Origin of the sequence: Microbispora sp. NBC_01389 (assembly GCF_045040095.1) — a bacterium.
Classification (GTDB): domain Bacteria; phylum Actinomycetota; class Actinomycetes; order Streptosporangiales; family Streptosporangiaceae; genus Microbispora.
Window position 1 is genome coordinate 1,949,406 of the sequence record NZ_CP109552.1, and the last position, 18,173, is coordinate 1,967,578.

The window sequence follows — 18,173 nt, forward strand, 5'->3', positions numbered from 1 at the left end:
GGCGATGTCCATCGAGATTCTTATCCACATCCTGTGGACAAATCCCTCGCCCGCTCCGAAGACGACGCCTGAACTGCCGCCGCTCCCGAGCGGCACCACCGGGATCAGCTTCGGCATCGGCGACTGGATCACCAACCAGATCAACGCCTGGTTCGCCGACCTCGTCGGATCCGCGATCAAGCCGCTGCTGGACGCCCTGGCCGCCACGCTCCTCGCCACGCCGAGCATCGACGGCCAGACGCGGATCGAGGACCTGTGGCACGTGACCCTGGTTATCGCGAACGGATCCTTCATCCTGTTCGCCACCGTCGGCGGGATCCTGGCCATGAGCTACGAGACCGTCCAGACCAGGTACGCGATCAAGGAGATCCTGCCCCGGCTCGTCGTGGCCTTCCTGGCCGCCAACGCCAGCTTCCTGCTGGCCGGCAAGGCCATCGATCTCGGCAACGCGATCGCCCAGGCGCTGCTCGGTCAAGGCTTCGACGCGCGCAGGGCGGCCAACGCGATCCGCCTGCTCGTCCTGCTGCCCGACGCATCACCGATCTTCTACATCCTGCTCGCCCTGGTGGCCGTGGTGCTGCTCGTGGTGTTGCTCATCACGTTCGTGCTGCGGGTGGCCCTCACCACCCTGCTGGTCGTCGCGGCCCCGCTGGCCCTCGCGTGTCACGCCCTGCCGCAGACGGATGGTCTGGCTCGGCTGTGGTGGCGGGTGTTCACCGGGCTGCTGCTCATCCAGATCTGTCAGTCCCTCACGCTCGTCACGGCCGTACGGGTCTTCTTCAACCAGGACGGCCGCGAGGTCATGGGGCTGACCGGCCGGGGCCCGCTCTACAACATGCTCCTCGCCCTCGTCCTGCTGATCATTCTGGTGCGCATCCCCACCTGGGTGTCACGCGCCATGTTCCTGCCCGGCGGCCGCGGGCTCGGCCTGGTCCGCATCGTCAAGTACGCCGTGGCCTACAAGCTGACCAGCCCGCTCCTCAACGTCCTGCACCTCAAGAAGGGCTCCAAGGCTGGCATGGCACGTCGCGCGGCGACCACGGCAATAGCCACGAAGGTCCTGCCCGCCCTGGTGGCAGGCCCGGCCGGTACGGCTGCCGCGTCCGCTGCCACTGCGGCAACCGCCGCTGCCGCAGCGCGCGGAGGTGCCGGACCGGCCAAGCATGCCCCGGTCTTCGCCCGGCGCCCGGTCAACCCGGCCAACTGGCAGCCGTCGGTCGTCAAGCACGCTCCCAGCGCCCCGCCGGTCCAGGGTAAGTACCGTCCGACGCCCGCGCCCTCGCGTCCGGTTCCGCCATCGACTCCCGTCTTCGGCTACCCGCGCGACAACTATTACGCCGCCGGGCCCGCCGGGCTGAATCAGATGTACCGGCTGCGGAGCGCGGGAACCAGTTCACCGCCTCCCCCACGCCAGACGGTCGTCCCGCCGGCGGCACCCAGACGACCGGTGCAGCCGATCGTGCCTCCGGATGCTCCCGTCCCGGGCTCCGTGGACTGGCCCGAGAACCCCGGACGACGTAAGCCACCACCACCTCGTCGCCGTACGCGCGGGCAGCGAGGAGGTGAGGGACGATGAGCTGGAGCGAAGTCGTCCGCATTCCCGCCGATGTGGAACAGCCCGACCGGATCGTCTGGGGGCTCACCGCTCGGCAGGTGGCGATCCTCGCCGTCACCGGTGTGGCTCTCTACTTCGGCTACACGATGCTCGGTGAGCGGCTTCCCCTTGCCGTCTTCGCGGCGATCGCCCTGCCGGTGGCGGTGCTGGGAATCCTGCTGGCCGTCGCCACCCACGACGGCGGCAGCCTCGACCGGTTCCTCCTCGCCGCCCTCCGGTATCACCGGTCCGCGAAGCACCTGGCACCGGCGCCCGGCATCGCTGCACCGCCGCCCGCCTGGATCGCGGCCGGTCGCAGCCCCTGCCCGGCACCGCTCAGACTGCCGGCGCGCGGAGTGACGGAAGACGGCCTGATCGACCTTGGGCCGGACGGAATCGTCGCGGTCACTGAGGTCTCCACGGTCAGCTTCGCACTGCGGACCCCGGACGAGCAGGACGGGCTGGTCGCCGCCTTCGGACGCTGGCTGAACTCGCTGTCTGCGCGAGTGCAGATCCTGGTTCGCGCCGAGCGCGTCGATCTCGCCGCGACGATCGGCGTCCTTGAGGAGCGAATCCCCCAGCTCCCCCACCCAGCGCTGGCTCATGCCGCCCGCGAGCACGCCATGTTCCTGACGGACCTGGCCACCCGTCACGAGCTGCTGCGGCGTCAGGTCCTGCTGGTGATTCGTGAACCCGCCGTCGGCGCCAACGGTACGACCGCGGCCGCGGCTCGCGCCTACCGCCGCCTGGCCGAGGCGGCCCGGCTTCTGGGCGCGTGCGGGCTCACTGTACGCCCGCTGGACGCCGCAGCCGTCGGCGCGCTGCTGGCCTCCTGCTTCGACCCGATGGCCCCGCCCCTGCCCGCGGACCAGCTCGCCCACCCCGACGAACTGATCAGCAGGGGAGACCGCCGATGAAGCTCCGCCTCCGTCGTACGCCTGCTCCGCCCTCGCGCGTCGGGCCGGATTCGATCCAGGTCCGGCCCCGCTGCCTGCATCTGGCTGACGGCTTCTGCGCCACGTTCGTCGTCACGGGACTCCCCCGCGAGGTCGCGCCTGGATGGCTGGAGCCGCTACTGGCATACCCCGGCCGGCTCGACGTCTCCGTGCACATCGACTCGCTGCCCTCCCTGGTCGCTGCCGACCGGCTCCGAAAGCAGCTCGCCCGCCTGGAATCAGGACTCCGCTCCGACCAGGAGCACGGACGGCTCATGGACCCGGGCACGGAGGCCGCGGCTGAGGACGCCCAGGAACTGGCGTCAAGGATCGCGCGCGGTCAGGCCAAGCTCTTCCGCACCGCCATCTACCTGACCGTCCACGCCGGAAACGAGCAGGAGCTCGACGACGCATGCGCCCAGGTTCGCGCGCTGGCCGCCTCGCTCCTCCTGGACGCCCGGCTGGCCACCTTCCGGCAGATGCAGGGCTGGATCAGCAGCCTGCCGTTCGCGTACGACAACGTGGGCATGCGCCGGACGTTCGACACGCCGGCCCTGGCCGCGGCGTTCCCCTTCACGAGCCCGGACCTCACCGCGGAGCTCGGTCCTACGGCCGTGCTGTACGGCGCCAACACCGCCAGCTCGTCCCTGGTCGCCTGGGACCGATTCGCCCAGGACAACCACAACTCCGTGATCCTCGCCCGGTCGGGGGCGGGCAAGTCGTACCTCGCCAAGCTGGAGGCCCTGCGCTCCCTCTACACGGGCGTCGAAGTCGCCGTCATCGATCCCGAGGACGAGTACGCCCGGCTGTGCTCCGCCGTCGGCGGCGCGTACATCCATCTCGGCGCTCCCAAGGTGCGGCTGAACCCCTTCGACCTGCAGCTCAGGAGCCAGCGCGACAGCGACCCGCTCACCCGGCGCGCGCTGTTCCTGCACACCCTGATCAGGCTCATGCTCGGCGAACCGCTCGACAAGGCGAGCAAGGCGGCGCTCGACCGCGCCATCCTCACCGCCTACCGCAGGGCCGGGATCACCTTCGAGCCCCGCACCTGGAACCGCCGCCCGCCGTTCATGCGGGATCTGGTAACCGCGCTTACCGATGATGCCGATCCCAAGGCGAAGGAGCTGGCGGCAGGGCTGGCGCCGTACGTCACCGGAAGCCACCGCCAGCTTTTCGACGGCCCGACCAGCACCCGGCCCGACTCTCACCTGATCGTCTTCTCCCTCCGCGACCTCCCGGAGGAGCTGAAGGCGGTAGGGACCCTGCTGACGCTGGACGCCATCTGGCGTCGCGTCTCCGATCCCCACGACCGGCGGCCTCGCCTCGTCGTGGTCGACGAGGCATGGCTGCTGATGCGCGACCCCGAAGGGGCCCGGTTCCTCCTGCGCATGGCCAAGGCCGCCCGCAAGCACTGGGCCGGGCTCTCTGTGGTCACCCAGGACGCCGGCGACCTCCTCAGTTCGGAGATCGGCCAGGCGATCATCGCCAACTCCACCACTCAGATCCTGCTCAAGCAGGCACCCCAGGCGATCGACAAGGTCGTCGCCGCCTTCCAGCTCTCCGAGGGAGAGCGACAGCTCCTGCTCTCCGCTGAACGCGGGACCGGCCTGCTCACTGCTGGCGCCGGTGCTCAGCGCGTGCCCCTGCAAGTGATCTCCAGCCAGCGCGAGCACGACCTCGTGACCTCATCACCACAGGAACTGTCCCGCATCGACTACGACGAGGAGAACTACCTGTGATCGAGGACCTCATCACCGACCCGTCCGCCCTCCTGAGCACGGCGTACGCCTGGCTGGAGACGCACCTGTGGCACGTGATCGCCTTCCTGGTCGGCCTGGACGTCGGGCAGCTCCTGGTCGGACAGGCCCTGGTGCGTCTCCGCCACTGGCCCTGGTCCCGCGGTGCCCGTTGCGTCGAGATCCTCGCGCCGCCCGTCGCCGACATGCCGGGCGCCGAGGCCCTTTGGGGCAACCTCATCGGCCTGCTCCGCCCGGCCTGGAAGCGTGTGCTGTTCGGGCAGCCGCACCTGGCCTTCGAGTACGTCTTCGGAGTCGGCGGCGTGACCATCAGGCTCTGGGTGCCGGGGGTCATCCCCCAGCATTTGGTGGAGCACGCCATCGAGGCCGCCTGGCCGTCCGCGCGTACCGAAGTGCGGGAAGCGACGCCGCCTGTGCCCCTCACCGGCCTGTCGTACGGCGGACAGCTGAAGATCGCCCGCACCGAGCGGCTCCCCATCCGGCACGACCACAACACCGACCCGATCCGAGCACTCGTCGGCGCGGCCGTCGGCATGCCCACATGGCAGCGCGCCGCGGTGCAGATCCTCATCCGGCCGGCGACCGGCCGCCGCCTCATCAGCGCGATCAACGGCGGACCGGCCGGGCTGGTGCGGGCCGTCCTCGACCTGCTGACTCCCGGACCGTCGCACCAGCAGCTGCACCCCCAGCATCTTCGCCAGTACCTGAAGGATCGGGCGGCCCAGCTGGAGGAGTCAGCCGAGGCTCGCGCCATCAGGGACAAGGCGCTCCAGCCGCGTTACGTCGTCGCGGTCCGCTACGCCGTACAAGCCGATCTGCCGACCAGCGGCGATGAGCCGGCGCGGAAAGCGGCGCGGGCAGCCAGACGGAACGCATCCGAGGGCGAGCACACGCGATCGCTTCGGCGTTCGCCCTGTTCTCCGGGCACAACCGGCTCGAACGGCAACACCTGCCCCTGGCGGCCGCGCAGCTCGCGGGACGGCGCCTCGGCCGAGGATTCCTGCTCTCCCTGTCCGAGCTCGCGGGACTCGCCCATCTTCCGCTGGACGTCGCGGTGCCGGGGCTCCAACGGGCCGGCGCCAACAGCGTCCCGCCCTCACCGCAGATCGCGTACGGCGGGGAGCACGCGAAGGTGCTCGGCCGCTCCAACACGGGGCACGAACGGCCGGTCGCCCTGCGCGTCGCCGATTCCTTCCATCACGTGCACGTCCTCGGCCCGAACGGCACCGGGAAGTCGACGCTGCTCGCCCAGATGATCCTCTCCGACATCGAGGCCGGACGTGGAACCGCGGTGATCGAGGCGAAAGGCGACCTGATCAACGATCTGCTGGGACTGATCCCCGAGTCCGCCGCCGACAAGGTCGTCCTGATCGACCCCGACGACCGGCACGCTCGCCCGTCGCTCAACGTCCTCGGCGGTGCCGAGCTGGACCGGGGCGTGGACAACCTCGTCGGCATCTTCCACAAGATCTACGCCGACTATTGGGGGCCTCGCACCGACGACATCCTGCGGGGTTGCTCCCTGACCCTGGCCGCGCACGGGGGCACCCTCGCCGACGTTCCCACACTGCTCATCGACGCCGAATTCCGGCGCCGTCTCGTGGCCGGCGTGCGTGACCCGCTCCTTCTCGGCTTCTGGCAGTGGTACGAGAGCCTGTCCGACTCCGCTCGGGCCCACGTCACCAGCCCGATCATGAACAAGCTGCGGGCCTTCCTGCTCCGGCCGTTCGTCCGCGATGTCCTCGGCACCGCCCGATCGACCTTCGACGTCGGCGACGTGCTGGACGGCGGGACCCTGCTCGTGCGGCTTCCCAAGGGAGTGCTCGGCGACGACAGCGCCCGGCTCCTCGGCTCCATGGTGCTGGCGCAGATCTGGCAGGCCGCGTCGCACCGCGCCAAGCTCGGCAAGCAGCGTTCACCGGCCGCGCTCTATGTCGACGAGGCGCACAACTTCCTCACGCTGCCGCACGCGCTCAGCGACATGCTCGCAGAGGCCCGGGCATACCGGCTTTCGCTGGTGATCGCCCATCAGCACCTGGCCCAGTTGCCGCGGGAGCTCCGCCAGGCCATCTCCTCCGACGCGCGCAACAAGATCTACTTCTCGCTGTCCCCGGAGGACGCCCGGGAGGTCGAGCACCACTTCACTCCCTACCTGCGTGCTCACGACCTCGCCAACCTCGGGGCCTATCAGGCCGCCGCCCGCCTGATGTCGACGTCTTCGGAGGCTCCTCCCTTCACGCTTCGTACCCGGCCGCTGCCCGAACCCTCACGCGAGGTCGAGCGCGTCATCAGGGCCGCGGCTGCCAAGGCCCACGGGCGCACCTCGACCACACCGCCCACGGTCCGCCGGGACGACCCCCGGCTCCAGCACTGAAGGAGAAGCAGATGTCCGTAACCCGATTCACTCCGGCGGTTCTGGCCCAGCTCGCTGCCCGGCTCACGTCCCGGGACCGCGAGTTGCTGCGGATGGTCAGGAGCCAGCGCGTCCTGACTTCGACACAGATCGCCCAGATCGCCTTCGACACGGACGACGCCGCACGGAAGCGTCTGCTCGCCCTGAACCACATGGGCGTGCTCGACCGCTTCCGGCCCAACCTGCCGCCGGGCATGGGCACGGCGCCGTACCACTACGTCATCGGCCCCGCCGGGGCGGCCGTGCTCGCTTCGGAGGACGGCGTGGATCCGAGCAGCTCCGGCTACCGCCGAGAGCGCGTGCTGTCCATCGCCTACAGCCAGCGTCTCGCGCACACCGTCGGGACCAACGGCTTCGGAGCCGAACTGCGGGCCTTCGCGCGGCGCTACGAGGACGCCGAACTGCTCGACTGGTGGCCTGAGGACCGTTGCACCTCCCTCTGGGGCGACACCGTCCGGCCCGACGCGTACGGCCGATGGCGCCAGGGTGAGTACACCGTCGACTTCTTCCTCGAGTACGACACCGGCAGCGAACCGCTGGACCGCGTCGTACGAAAGCTCGACGGATATGCGGCCCTGAGCAAGGCCACCCGGGTCATCACCCCCGTCCTCTTCTGGGTCCAGGGGGAGCGGCGCGAGGTGAATCTCCGGCGCAAGCTCGTGCAGCACCCGGCGAACACCTACGTGCCGATCGCCACCGGCAACCCGTCCGTGCTCGTCGGGCCCGTGAACGACGGTCCCGCGGGAGAGAAGTGGCTGCCCGCGGACGTAGAGGGGCCTCGGCTCCGTCTGGCCGGCCTGGCCCTGCACTGGCCCGGCTTGGGACCGCGCAAGGCCGCCCCGCCGCCCGACAACCCGCCGCAGGAGGACGACGAATGATCGTCGAGACCGGGCTGGGGGCCAAAGCTGTGATCGCCGGAGGAGGCATCGTGTCAGGTATCGCGTTGATCGCCGGAATGGCCGGCGGCGCCAAGGTCGCGGCTACCTCCAGCGTTACCGCAGCGTTCTGCTCGCAGGTCCAGCCGAGCACCACGACGGTAGAGGCCGACCTGACCAGGGAGCAGGCGACGAACGCGCGCACCATCCTGGACACGGCGAACTCCATGAAGCTCCCCCGCCGCGCCGCGGTTATCGGGATTGCGACGGCTCTGCAGGAGTCGGGCCTGAAGAACGACGTGGTTGGGGACCACGGGACGTCCTTCGGCCTCTTCCAGCAGCGCCCCGTCAACGGGTGGGGGACCAAGGGCCAGGTGACCGACCCCCACTACGCGGCACGGGCGTTCTTCTCCCGGCTGGTCAAGGTGCCCAACTGGTCGTCGCTGCCGCTCACCGAGGCGGCCGCGATCGTCCAACGGCCTAGGGAGGACCTGCGCGGCGAGTACGATCTGCGCCGGGTGCGGGCGGACGCATGTGCTGCTGCCGGTCAACGTGCTGTGGTTCACCGAACCGCTCAGCGGCGGCGGCCGCGACCGTAAGATCACCACCGACTGGGACGTCAACACTCTGACGTGGTCCCACCAGCCCTCCACCACCAGCACCGGCCAATACAGCAACAAGGGCGCCTACAGCGACGACTGCCCCGCGGCGAGGGCGAACTGTACTACTCCATCGAGCAGATCGTACAAAGCTGGATGGATGGTGACCCCGACTACGGCGTCCAGCTTCGCTCGGTCAGCGAATCTGACTACACCAACTGGCGCTGGTACCGCTCCTTCGGGTAGGCGCCGCCGCCCTCGTAGCCGCCGTAGTCCCCCGCGGACCGGTCCTGTTCATCAAGTACCAGCCAGCCAGCACCATGGTCGCTGTGCGGCTGACCCGCGATGGTGAGCTGCAGGAGCCCACATATGAGGAGGCGGTCGAAGCCGCCGAGAAGATGTCCGCAGCACCTCCCATGCAGGAGCCGGTCACTCTGGAGGAAGCAGCGGCGGACGCAGCCGAGAACGGCGTGGAGTTCGACGACCCCGACTCCGATACCTACCCCGAAGACATCACCCCTGAGCAGGCCGAGGCTGCGACCGATCCCAACAACCCGCCTTGGGTGGAGGAGGAGCCCGTCCCCGACCCGACGGAGACTCCGGGACCCAGCCCTAGTCCCAGTCCCAGTCCCACCCCGACTGGTCCGCCCGGAGAGAACACCGTCATCGATCTACCGCTAACCGCCGACGTCACGGTGTCCAATTGGGGCTACGAATACTTCGAGGACGGCTTGTCCGCCGGCACGTACGACTACTTTGACGGCAGCGGCGACGTCGACCTGTCCGACGCCTACCTCGCATTCGACACCTCGGCGCTGGCCGGGCGGGAGGTGGTCGCCGCCGAGCTGACCCTCCATGTCCAGGACGGCTACGGCTGCGACGGGGCCGACATCACCGCGAGCGCCGTCACCGAGCCGTGGGACCCACAGACCATCAACTGGTTCGAGCGCCCTGCGGTGAGCACCCAGAACGCCGTGACCGCGCACGACCCCGGCGAATGCCTGGCACCGGGACCAATGACGTGGCCGGTTACCGGCATCGCCCAGGCGTGGGCCGACGGCGTCGACAACCACGGCATCAGACTCACCGGCTCGGTCAGCTCCGGCACCCGCTACGAGCGGTACTTTGAGTCTTCTCGGACCGCCGGGGGCACTCCGCCGATGCTACGTGTGACCGTGGCGGACCCCGGGACCACAGCAGGAGTAGCCGCGCGCAGCACGGTCACCGCCGCCGCGACTGCAGTCCCCACTGTGCCTGGACGGATTTGGTTCGACGACTGCAACCAGTCGGCGAATAAGACCAAGGCGTACTCGAAGGACGGGTGGGTCAAGAACCAGCACAACGTGTGCGACAAGCAGAATATGGAGGTCACGTGGTGGACGATCAGCACTAGGAAACCGCCGAAGCTGGAGGGCCGGGTCACGGCCACCCTGACGCAGATCATCAATGCCTACCGAGGCGTTATGGCTGTCGAGTACGCCAGAGCCCGTGTGATCGAGACGACCTGGCGGCTCAGCGACGTCACGATCCGACTCGGCGGCGCGAGGTTCAACTCCGCTCCGATCGAGCTGTGGCTCGACAACGTCGGCTCACCTGGTCCCTCCCAGTGCGAGCAGATCCCCGGTGCGGGTGGCGGCGACCCAGTTGTCGTTAGGCGTACCGTAGCCGGCTGGCAGTCGAATGGATGGGTGATGCACAACTTGCGCTCCGTCCGCGCCGGAAGCACCCTTCCGCACTACACGGCGACCTGCCAGATCAATCCGGTCATGTACGTCCCATCCTATCTCGACTATAACTCGCTCAGTCCTTACCAGCATTTCGACATCAACCGGCTCCTCCGCTGCGACTCCTCGCCAAATATCTCGGTCTATCGAGGCGGCTGCGTCGTCAACCGTGCCAACCCGACGTACCGCCTGAGTAAGAGCGACGACAAGGTGACCGAGACGGCCCACCACATTGACGATGCCCTGTTCCGGCCGCAGTTGACTGACCCCTATAGCGCCACGAAGGACATCTCAGGATTATACTCGGAGAGGAAACCGCTCTTTCGCATCGCGGGAAGCCTGATCGCCTCCAACCGGGATAAGGCTGTGGGGACATGCCGGGAGATCGACCCCGACTACACCTTTCCGGAGAGCTGCGACGAGTACCCGTTCGCCTCAACTCGCCAAGGTGCGGCGTCGGCCGGGAACAACTACTCCGCGCGACTGATATCACATTCCGATAACTGTGCGTCCGGGTCCCGACTCGGATGGTTCTACCAGCAGAACCGAATAATCCCGGACGTGCCAGGACTGAATGGCACTCGGGCGGGCACACCTTTCTATGTCAAAATTGTCATCTCCGGTCCGTCCAATCCGAGAGGGCCGAACACGCCACCCCCAGGAGAAAGCTTCTGCGACAAACAGTAGCGCTCATCCGCGTGCCTGGATGAAGCGCGCGCACTCGCCGAGTACGAGCAGTCTCAGCCGAGCATCCGTGTCGAGCGCACGCACCTGCTTGGCCCGGATCACGGCAAGGCGCGCCGACTCCTGCGGGTCGTCGCCGAGAGCGGCGGCGACGGCCAGCGCCGCCCGGGCTCGATTGTGCAGTTCGACTGCGGCCGAGCCCAACGGCGCCACTCCCTCGCCGGACTCACCGGCAGCGTCCCGCAGCAGTTGGTAGGCCATTGCCTCGTACCTGGCCTGCTGCTCGCTCCGCTCGCGGTCACTGAGCGGAGCGAGCAGCAGGGCGCGCGCGTCAGCCAGACCGGTGAGCTCCGCAACGGTGAGCGCAGCTTGTGCGGCGATACGCGGGAGAGCAGGCGGCGTGGGGTTTTCGACGATCTCAGCGAGCGCGGGCTCAGCCAGCATCGGATGCCCCTGGGCGCGCTCAGGCAACCAGGACCCGGCCGAGGCGGCGCCACCCCTGAGCCGGATCCGGGCATGTGGCAGTCGCAACCACTCGTCATCGATTCGCAGGCCCGACAGCCTCTCGCCGAGCGCGAGCCCGGAGGCGAGCATCGCCATGACACCCTCCCCGAAAGGCAGATCCGCGGCATCCGGCGCGACAATCTGCCCACGGGAAGGAGGGTCGACCAGGATCTGGACATGATCGCCGCTCATATGGACAAGCCGAACATCGAACTCCACGTTCCACGACACACTGAGTGCCCGGCCGCCATCAGCGAGACGGCGCAGCATCGCCGGGCTGCCGGCGCGTCCGCCAAAAGGCTCCGCGATAAGTGCCCAATCGCCTCGTACGTCGACCAAGGCGAACGGGGTCGCCTCATCGACTGCTTCGGGCAGCGTCATGAGGGAGATGTCCGCAGGGGAGCCTCCGAGCGTCTCGGCCACGCTCTGCGGTCTGTGTCCCCGGCACCACGACAGGCACATATGCTCGCCCAGCACGCCCGCCTCGAGCATGTCCGCGTATCGTGCCATATCTTCGGGATAAGACATGACCACCACTTTAATAGCCTGGAACATGCGGCGTAGCACAGAGAAGGGATATCAGCTCTCGCTGACTTGAGGGCTGCTCGGGCTAGGTAGTCACAGGTCTTGCGGCGGTCTTCATCCGATCGTCACCTTTGTTCGGCTAGCCAGGGCCGGTTGTATCGCCCTCAAGATATTCCTGCAGCAGGGTGAAGCCCGGCATGCTGTCATGTGGGCGGACGCCTACGGTGAATACCTCTGGATCACCGAAGATCGGTTCACCATTGGGGCGGCGGGCGTACGGGACGCGGCCGTAGTCGACGCCGTCGTTCTTGTCGCAGCTCATCCACGTAATGGCTTCTTGCTCGCCCTCACGCAGGGGATGGTTCGACACCGCGCGCATGGCTACCGTGCTCGGAGGGATGAAGACCCACACCTGCGGTACGGCGAGCACCCACCGTGTTGCGCCGATCTCGTGGGCCTTGGCGGCGGCTCCTGTCTCGAAGGCTGCGGCCGTCGCCTCGTCGCGCAGGTAGTCATAGTCGCTGAGCACGAGCCTGCGGTCCCCGTCAAGGACGACGATGGCCGGGCAGTCGCGAGCGACGATGCTCTTCTCCAGCCGAGAGACAACGTCGTCGAGCAGGGCCGCTGTCTTGTCGTTCATCTCGCACTCCCCGGGCAGTCGCCATCTCTGATCCTGCCCGATGAGGCCTCGTTCGGATGCGCAATACCTCGTACGGCCCGCACGAGAGTCGGCGAGCCGTACGAGATGGGCGGTCAGACAGCGGGGGACAGGACGGCGCGGCCGAGCACCTTCTCAAGCATCCGGGTGGTCTCACGGTCGAGGTCGTCGACGCCACCGGTGACCGTCCGAAGCGCATTGCGCTCTGCGCGGCAGGCGCCGCGGACGGTCTGCTCGTGGTGCACGTAGGTGTTGATGGCCTGCATGACACCCCAGCCCGAGCCGGCCCAAGGCGAGACCCGGTCGTCGTGGCGCCACATCCGGTTGAGGACTTGGCGCTTGTTCTCGGCGAGGCTCCGGGAACGTCCCCGCTCGTCGGGCATGGGCGCGAACTCGTCCAGGAAGGCGGCCCACTGGCGGTCGGTCACGCTCGTCTCGCACAGCCGCTTGACCTGCTCGGCGAAGTCGTCGGCGACCTGGTAGACGATGTTGAGCGCGTCCCGGGCCTCGTTGAGGCGCAGCTTGGAGTGTTTCGAATGCTTGATCTTTACCTGCTGGCCGTGCTCGGCGAGGCCGGCGGCCATCGTGTTGTCGCACACCACGTTTGTGACGACTCTCTTGAAGGTGGTCGCCAAAGAGCCGTCGAATGAGGTCGCCCCGATGAGGTGTGGCCGGAACTCGACGCCTTCAGGGGTGGTGATGTTCTCGGGCACCTCCACCGAGACCCAGGCGACCGCTCCCCCCTTGAGAAGCCCGGCCGAGCCGATGGACAGGTCGTCGTCCAGAAGCCGGGAGATGGTGTTGACCAGCCATTCGACGTACGGGTGCGGCTCGTAGGCGTCGGAGAAGATGCCCATGACGTGGCCGGTGTCGCTGCGGACGATGGCCTGACGCTCGGGGACGGTGGCCAAGCCACCGGTGACGGGGTCTTCGACGTAGATCGGCCGGGACAGGGCCTCCCAGCTGAACAGGCGACGTCTGACGTCGTCGACGGGAACCGGCCCGGGGTAGTGGTTGGCTTCCTCGCCCTGCATGCTGGCGCGGTAGTGCCAGGCGGTCCCGCGTGCGGCGGTGTAGCCGATCAGGGTGTTGGCGTTCAGCCACTCCAGCGTCTCCTTGGACATGCTCTTTCTCCGTTCGGTGTGTATGAGAAGGGCGGCAGCAGTGGTGCGCCGGTCAGCTCGCGCGGTGGCGTACGGCGTCAGCGATGCGTTCGGTGAGCTCGCGATCGGCGGCGGCGATCTGGATCGTGGCGGTGACGTCGCCGTGAATGGTGAAGGCGCCGGAGGCAGTGCCCAGCCGCCAAGAAATGACGGTCGTGCGCTCGTTGTCGATCAACCTCGCACCCGGCAGCAACGTAATGAGGGTTTCGGCGAGTTGGGCCCGAGTGCCGTCCTGCGTGGCTCTGGCGGCCAGGCGTCCGTGGCAAGCGGCCAGGTCGGTCCGGTAGCCGGGCAGGAGGCGCCGCTCGATCTTCTTGGCGATGAATACGGCACCTCGGGCCGCGGTCACGGTGATCTCGTGTCGCCTCTGGTCGGGCAGCACGCTCCTGCTTCCGTCGGGGTAGACGCCGAGCACGCGGATGCGGCCCTGCCGGTTCCACAGCGGGTGGACGACGAGCCGGGCGCCACCGGGACCTACCAGGTAAGCGGGGTGTCCCGCCCGCACGAGCGGTGTGAAGCCGTCGAGATGTTCCGCGACTTCGATCACCAATTCCTCGATCTCCCAAGCGTTCATGGGCACGCTCCTTTCAAGGCGTTGGATTAGCTCAAGGTGGATGTCTCACCCGGGAAAAGGGCGTGGAGTATCGATGGGCGGGGATACCGCCGCTAGCCGGTTTCGGCTTACAAATAAATGCGGACGGCGGCGAGGTCCGAACGTCCGCCATCACGGCCGCTATCCGCGTTGATCTGCGCTGACGGCACAGGTGTGACGGGTTTGGTGGCCGATTTAATTCAAGGCATCACCCGTCGAGCCGGAATGCTCGCGGCTGCTCTTTGTTTCGTCGGTGTTCTTGCTCGGCGCGGTATCGGTAGATGTCTCGGCCGGGTTTGGCGCATTCCTGGCAGCGGCAGCCGTAGCTGTGGATGTCGCTGAGGTGGAAAAGCTGGATGCGGTCTTGCCAGGGTGTGGGGTATAGCGACTCGTCCAGTTCGACGTGAGCGCGTCCGTGCTGTGTGTTGACCTGGGTCACCGTGCCCGGGTAGTAGAACGGAGAGTGGTACGACTCGGTCCACCACGGGCGTACCGGGATGTGGAGGGAGGGGCGGACCAGGACGCGGTCACCGGGCTGCATCGCCGTCTGCCCCCTTCCACAGGTCGAGGGCTCCCGCGGCGTCGTCGGCCTGGGGGCGGTCAACTCCGCGCAGGTCGGCCAGTGTCCAGGCCACGCGCAGCAGCCTCGATAGCCCGTCAGCCGTCACGAGCCCGGCGTTGGTCGCGGACCGTAGGAGCTCGGCGGCCTCCGGGGAGACGGGGAAGCGGGTGCGCAGGTTCGGTGCGGGTATCTCGGCGTTGGTTCGCCATGGTGTGTCGGCCAGCCGGTGGGCCGCCCGGTCCCTCGCGTCGAGCACCCGCGCGGCCACCGTCGCGCTCGGTTCACCTGCCCGCGCGAGGGTGTCCCCCTGCTCGACGGGTGCGCGTACGGCGACGCGGGACAGCAGCAGGGCCAGGCGCGCCCGGTAGCGTCGCTTCACCTCGGGCATGCACGCGCACTCCTCCCGCCGTTCGGGGCATGGGCAGGGGCGGGCGCCGAGGACCAGGGTGAACCGTGCCGGGTAGCGGACGCTGCGGCCCAGTCCGGTGAGGTGGACCTGTCCGCTGTCCAGTGGCCGGCACAGGCCGTCCAGGGCCGGGCGGGCGAATTCGGGTGCGTCGGCCAGGTGCAGTACGCCGCGGTGGGCGAGTGAGACCGCGCCGGGGCGGTTGCCCGCCACGCTGCCGAAGATCGCGGCCGCTGTGGACGTGTGATGCGGCGCCGACAGCGGAGGCGTGATCCCCGGCGCCCTGCCGGGGTGTCCGGCCAGCGAGTAGATCTCGGCGACCTGGCGGGCTGCCTGGTCGGTCAGGGGCGGCAGGATGCCGGGGAGGCGTTCGGCGAGCATCGTGGCCGGGCCGTCGCCGGACAGGAACAGGTGGTGCCCGCCTGCCGCGCAGACCTCCAGCGCGCGGCGGGCCGCCGGGTTGCCGGGCACGTCGGCCAGGTCGACGGCGAACGGCGACGGCGCGAACTCCGGCCCGTGGTCATGGTGGTGGTTGCGGAGGGTCCCACGGCGGAGATCGTCGACGACGTCGCCCAGGCGGGTTACGGGGATTACCACGGCGCCGGGCACCTGCGCCGCCTCCCGCGCGCATGCGGCGGGGACGACGACTGTGCTGATACCGGCCCGGACCGCGGCGGCCACCATCGGCAGGACGCCTCTAATGGGGCGAATCTGGCCGTCCAGCGCCAGCTCACCGAGGAACACCCGCCCGGTGATCCGTTCGGGTGGGATGAGGCCTGCGGCGGCCAGCGCCGCCACGGCCAGGGCGAGATCGGCAGCCGCGTTGTAGATCGGGAGCGCCGGTGTCACCGTCACCGTGACCTGTGTGTCTGGCCAGGGTGTTCCGCTGTTGCAGATCGCGGCGCGGATCCTCGCGCGGGCGGGCCAGACCGACAGCTCGGGCAGGCCGACCACATGCACGCCCGCCTCGCCGGGTGCGGCACCGGCGTGGGTGTCGGCGCAGGTGATCGAGGTGCAGGGAAAGCTCTTCGCGCTGCTGGATCAGCTCGCCACCAGCAGCGAGAACTCGACGGCTCGGGGCGAGCAGTGACCGAGATCATCCAGACCGCGCAGGCCGAGGCGATCGAGGCACTCACCCCGTTGCTCGGGCGCCGCAAAGCGTGCGCTGCGGCCGGAGTGCCGCAGGCCAACTGGTACCGAAAGAACCGCCGCAGTCCGGCTCCGGCCCGTCCCATCACCCCACGCAAGCCGCACCCCGCCGCGCTGTCGACCGCCGAGCGTGACCGCGTCCGAGCGGTGCTCAACGAGCGCTTCGCCGACGCGGCCCCCGCCACGGCGTACTTCACGCTGCTGGACGAGGGCACCTACCTGGCGTCGGAGTCCACGATGTACCGGATCCTGCGCGAGCATGGCGAGGTCGGCCGTGATCGGCGCCGTCAGGCCACCCACCCGCCCAAGACCATCCGAACTGTTCGCCGACGCCCCGAACCGCGTATGGGCATGGGATATCACCAAGCTACGCGGCCCGGACAAGGGTGTCTGGTACCACCTGTACACGATCATCGACATCTACAGCCGCTGCGTGGTCGGCTGGATGGTCGCCTCCCGCGAGTCGGCCGCGCTGGCCAAACGGCTGATCGCTCAGACCGCCGTCAAGCAGAAGATCAACCGCGACACCCTCACCCTGCATGCCGACCGCGGCAGTTCGATGAAGTCCAAGACCGTGGCCGAACTGCTCATCGACCTCGGCGTGGCCAAGTCCCACAGCCGCCCCAAGACATCGAACGACAACCCCCACATCGAGGCGAGCTTCAAAACCCTCAAGTACTGCCCGGCCTTCCCTGGCCACTTCGGCTCGATCGAGGACGCCCGCGCCTTCTGCCAGACCTTCTACACCTGGTACAACCACGACCACTACCACTCCGGGATCGGCTACCACCATCCGGTCGACGTACATTACGGTCGCGCCGCCGTCGTCCGTGACCGACGCGCCCGCGTTCTGGCCGCCGCTCAGGCAGCCCGTCCCGAACGCTTCGCCTCCGGCGGCACCCCTACCCCGCCCGACCTGCCCGGCCCGGCATGGATCAACAAGCCCAACAACGACGACACGAACGAGCAGAAGGACGCGCCGGAGAAGCCGACACAGAATTAGCCCAGCTCAACTGCCTTGATCAAATTGACAGGTTCCGCTTTCTCCTGGCTGTGCGCACTTGGCCCGGGCGGCCTCTTCTCCGCGCGCAATCCGGAGGGCGCACTGCAGTGGCAAGCAGGCCGACTTCTCAACCTTCTCTCGATCGATCCCCTATCTCCATGCTTTGACCCTTCCTGTGGCATCCGCGAGCCGGGTGCCGGCGTCGCGGGCCAGGGGACGGAGACCTATGTCCCCTGGACGGCGCAAAAGTTTTTGCGATCATCGCGAGGGGGCGTTGTAACGAATTGATCGCTGTAGGTCTATTGCTAGTGGGTCAGTTCTACTTTGGGCTGTATGCCGGTTGAGTCGCTCCCTCGTGATGACGGGAGTCCATTAGACCCGGGTGGTGGTCGCTGCCACCAAGCCGCCGACCGTCCCTGGGCGAGACCATGGGGCGCGGACACACCGCTATGTCGACGTCCAGGATAGTGGAGGGCGCTGCTTGTGAACGCCGATGGCAGGGTCCGTCTCACGGCGCACCAAGGTCAGGTCTTGGTGACAGTTAGATATCAGATAGTTCACCACCAGAGGAGAGAACTCGATGCTAGAGACATTGATCGAGATCGCAGGCACGACTGTGGTGGCGGCCATGGCAACCAACGCATGGGACTACACCCGCGAAAAGGTCATCACGCTATTTCGCCGCGACCAGAACGAGCAAAGGCTTGTCGAGGCTTTATTGGACCACAACAACTCTTTGCTGGCCGCGGCGTCCGATGTGGAGCGTGCCCGGCAGGACGTGGCCCCGCTGTGGCGCCTACAGCTCAAAACGCTTTTGGAGCAGCATCCGGACGCTGCCGCCGAGATACAGGTCTTGGTGGATGAGATACAGAGCTTGCTGCCACAAAGGCAGCAGAACTGGGTGCAGCAGATAACCGCCCGTGATCACGGTCACGCGTATGGGGCGATGGGCGGTGATGTGAACGTCTATCACGCTGGCCCCGCGCAGGTCCGACCTCCGAATGCCGCCGCGTCTGATGGGACGCGGTGA

General features: G+C 68.1%; 14 protein-coding genes and 1 pseudogene. 10 read left to right on the forward strand and 5 right to left on the reverse strand.

Translation table 11 applies throughout. The annotated features are described in order from the left end of the window. The first annotated feature begins 4 nt into the window (after nt 1–4). From OG344_RS08675 to OG344_RS08710, 8 genes are all read left to right on the forward strand, one after another. Nucleotides 5–1,576 carry a hypothetical protein gene (locus OG344_RS08675; protein ID WP_405087761.1) on the forward strand — a complete coding sequence of 524 codons (1,572 nt, stop codon included), beginning with the start codon at nt 5–7 and terminating at the stop codon, nt 1,574–1,576. Beyond that, nucleotides 1,573–2,511 (forward strand): PrgI family protein, encoded by a 939-nt coding sequence (locus OG344_RS08680; protein WP_405087762.1) that lies wholly within the window; start codon nt 1,573–1,575, stop codon nt 2,509–2,511. The genes OG344_RS08675 and OG344_RS08680 overlap by 4 nt, the downstream gene beginning before the upstream one ends. Then, nucleotides 2,508–4,268 carry a VirB4 family type IV secretion system protein gene (locus OG344_RS08685; protein ID WP_405087763.1) on the forward strand — a complete coding sequence of 587 codons (1,761 nt, stop codon included), beginning with the start codon at nt 2,508–2,510 and terminating at the stop codon, nt 4,266–4,268. The genes OG344_RS08680 and OG344_RS08685 overlap by 4 nt, the downstream gene beginning before the upstream one ends. Beyond that, nucleotides 4,265–5,542: a hypothetical protein gene (locus tag OG344_RS08690; RefSeq protein WP_405087764.1), complete on the forward strand. Its 1,278-nt coding sequence runs from the start codon at nt 4,265–4,267 to the stop codon at nt 5,540–5,542. Before OG344_RS08685 ends, OG344_RS08690 begins: the two co-directional genes overlap by 4 nt. A 599-nt stretch (nt 5,543–6,141) precedes the next feature. After that, nucleotides 6,142–6,660 carry a TraM recognition domain-containing protein gene (locus tag OG344_RS08695; protein ID WP_405089060.1) on the forward strand — a complete coding sequence of 173 codons (519 nt, stop codon included), beginning with the start codon at nt 6,142–6,144 and terminating at the stop codon, nt 6,658–6,660. 11 nt (nt 6,661–6,671) lie between these two features. After that, on the forward strand, nt 6,672–7,577 hold the full coding sequence (locus OG344_RS08700) for a replication-relaxation family protein (RefSeq protein WP_405087765.1): 906 nt from the start codon (nt 6,672–6,674) through the stop codon (nt 7,575–7,577). Next, a complete protein-coding gene (locus OG344_RS08705; RefSeq protein WP_405087766.1) occupies nt 7,574–8,173 on the forward strand; it encodes a hypothetical protein in 600 nt (199 codons plus the stop codon). The genes OG344_RS08700 and OG344_RS08705 overlap by 4 nt, the downstream gene beginning before the upstream one ends. Before the next feature lie 329 nt (nt 8,174–8,502). Then, nucleotides 8,503–10,584 carry a DNRLRE domain-containing protein gene (locus OG344_RS08710; protein ID WP_405087767.1) on the forward strand — a complete coding sequence of 694 codons (2,082 nt, stop codon included), beginning with the start codon at nt 8,503–8,505 and terminating at the stop codon, nt 10,582–10,584. A gap of 3 nt (nt 10,585–10,587) precedes the next feature. Here the strand turns inward: OG344_RS08710 and OG344_RS08715 are convergent, their stop codons facing one another. The 5 genes from OG344_RS08715 to OG344_RS08735 all read right to left on the reverse strand — a co-directional run bounded on the left by OG344_RS08715 (nt 10,588) and on the right by OG344_RS08735 (nt 15,999). After that, a complete protein-coding gene (locus tag OG344_RS08715; RefSeq protein ID WP_405087768.1) occupies nt 10,588–11,640 on the reverse strand; it encodes a hypothetical protein in 1,053 nt (350 codons plus the stop codon). Between the two features lie 109 nt (nt 11,641–11,749). After that, nucleotides 11,750–12,250 carry a hypothetical protein gene (locus OG344_RS08720; protein WP_405087769.1) on the reverse strand — a complete coding sequence of 167 codons (501 nt, stop codon included), beginning with the start codon at nt 12,248–12,250 and terminating at the stop codon, nt 11,750–11,752. Between the two features lie 113 nt (nt 12,251–12,363). Continuing rightward, nucleotides 12,364–13,392: a DUF932 domain-containing protein gene (locus tag OG344_RS08725; RefSeq protein WP_405087770.1), complete on the reverse strand. Its 1,029-nt coding sequence runs from the start codon at nt 13,390–13,392 to the stop codon at nt 12,364–12,366. 52 nt (nt 13,393–13,444) lie between these two features. Next, entirely contained in the window at nt 13,445–14,005 is a 561-nt protein-coding gene (locus OG344_RS08730; protein WP_405087771.1) for a hypothetical protein, read from the reverse strand. 545 nt (nt 14,006–14,550) lie between these two features. Beyond that, nucleotides 14,551–15,999 carry a YifB family Mg chelatase-like AAA ATPase gene (locus tag OG344_RS08735; protein WP_405089061.1) on the reverse strand — a complete coding sequence of 483 codons (1,449 nt, stop codon included), beginning with the start codon at nt 15,997–15,999 and terminating at the stop codon, nt 14,551–14,553. 90 nt (nt 16,000–16,089) lie between these two features. Between OG344_RS08735 and OG344_RS08740 the strand changes: the two are divergent. Continuing rightward, nucleotides 16,090–17,143, forward strand: a pseudogene (locus tag OG344_RS08740) (IS3 family transposase). Nucleotides 17,144–17,723: 580 nt separating this feature from the next. Further along, nucleotides 17,724–18,173, forward strand: coding sequence for a hypothetical protein (locus OG344_RS08745; protein ID WP_405087772.1), 450 nt, complete (start codon nt 17,724–17,726; stop codon nt 18,171–18,173).

Excerpts from the sequence above, each read along its gene's own strand:
- OG344_RS08720 (WP_405087769.1), bottom strand. The coding sequence starts at position 12,250 with ATGAACGACAAGACAGCGGCCCTGCTCGACGACGTTGTCTCTCGGCTG.
- OG344_RS08680 (WP_405087762.1), top strand. The coding sequence starts at position 1,573 with ATGAGCTGGAGCGAAGTCGTCCGCATTCCCGCCGATGTGGAACAGCCC.
- OG344_RS08730 (WP_405087771.1), bottom strand. The coding sequence starts at position 14,005 with ATGAACGCTTGGGAGATCGAGGAATTGGTGATCGAAGTCGCGGAACAT.
- OG344_RS08715 (WP_405087768.1), bottom strand. The coding sequence starts at position 11,640 with ATGTTCCAGGCTATTAAAGTGGTGGTCATGTCTTATCCCGAAGATATG.
- OG344_RS08745 (WP_405087772.1), top strand. The coding sequence starts at position 17,724 with ATGCTAGAGACATTGATCGAGATCGCAGGCACGACTGTGGTGGCGGCC.
- OG344_RS08705 (WP_405087766.1), top strand. The coding sequence starts at position 7,574 with ATGATCGTCGAGACCGGGCTGGGGGCCAAAGCTGTGATCGCCGGAGGA.
- OG344_RS08695 (WP_405089060.1), top strand. The coding sequence starts at position 6,142 with ATGGTGCTGGCGCAGATCTGGCAGGCCGCGTCGCACCGCGCCAAGCTC.
- OG344_RS08685 (WP_405087763.1), top strand. The coding sequence starts at position 2,508 with ATGAAGCTCCGCCTCCGTCGTACGCCTGCTCCGCCCTCGCGCGTCGGG.
- OG344_RS08725 (WP_405087770.1), bottom strand. The coding sequence starts at position 13,392 with ATGTCCAAGGAGACGCTGGAGTGGCTGAACGCCAACACCCTGATCGGC.
- OG344_RS08675 (WP_405087761.1), top strand. The coding sequence starts at position 5 with ATGTCCATCGAGATTCTTATCCACATCCTGTGGACAAATCCCTCGCCC.
- OG344_RS08700 (WP_405087765.1), top strand. The coding sequence starts at position 6,672 with ATGTCCGTAACCCGATTCACTCCGGCGGTTCTGGCCCAGCTCGCTGCC.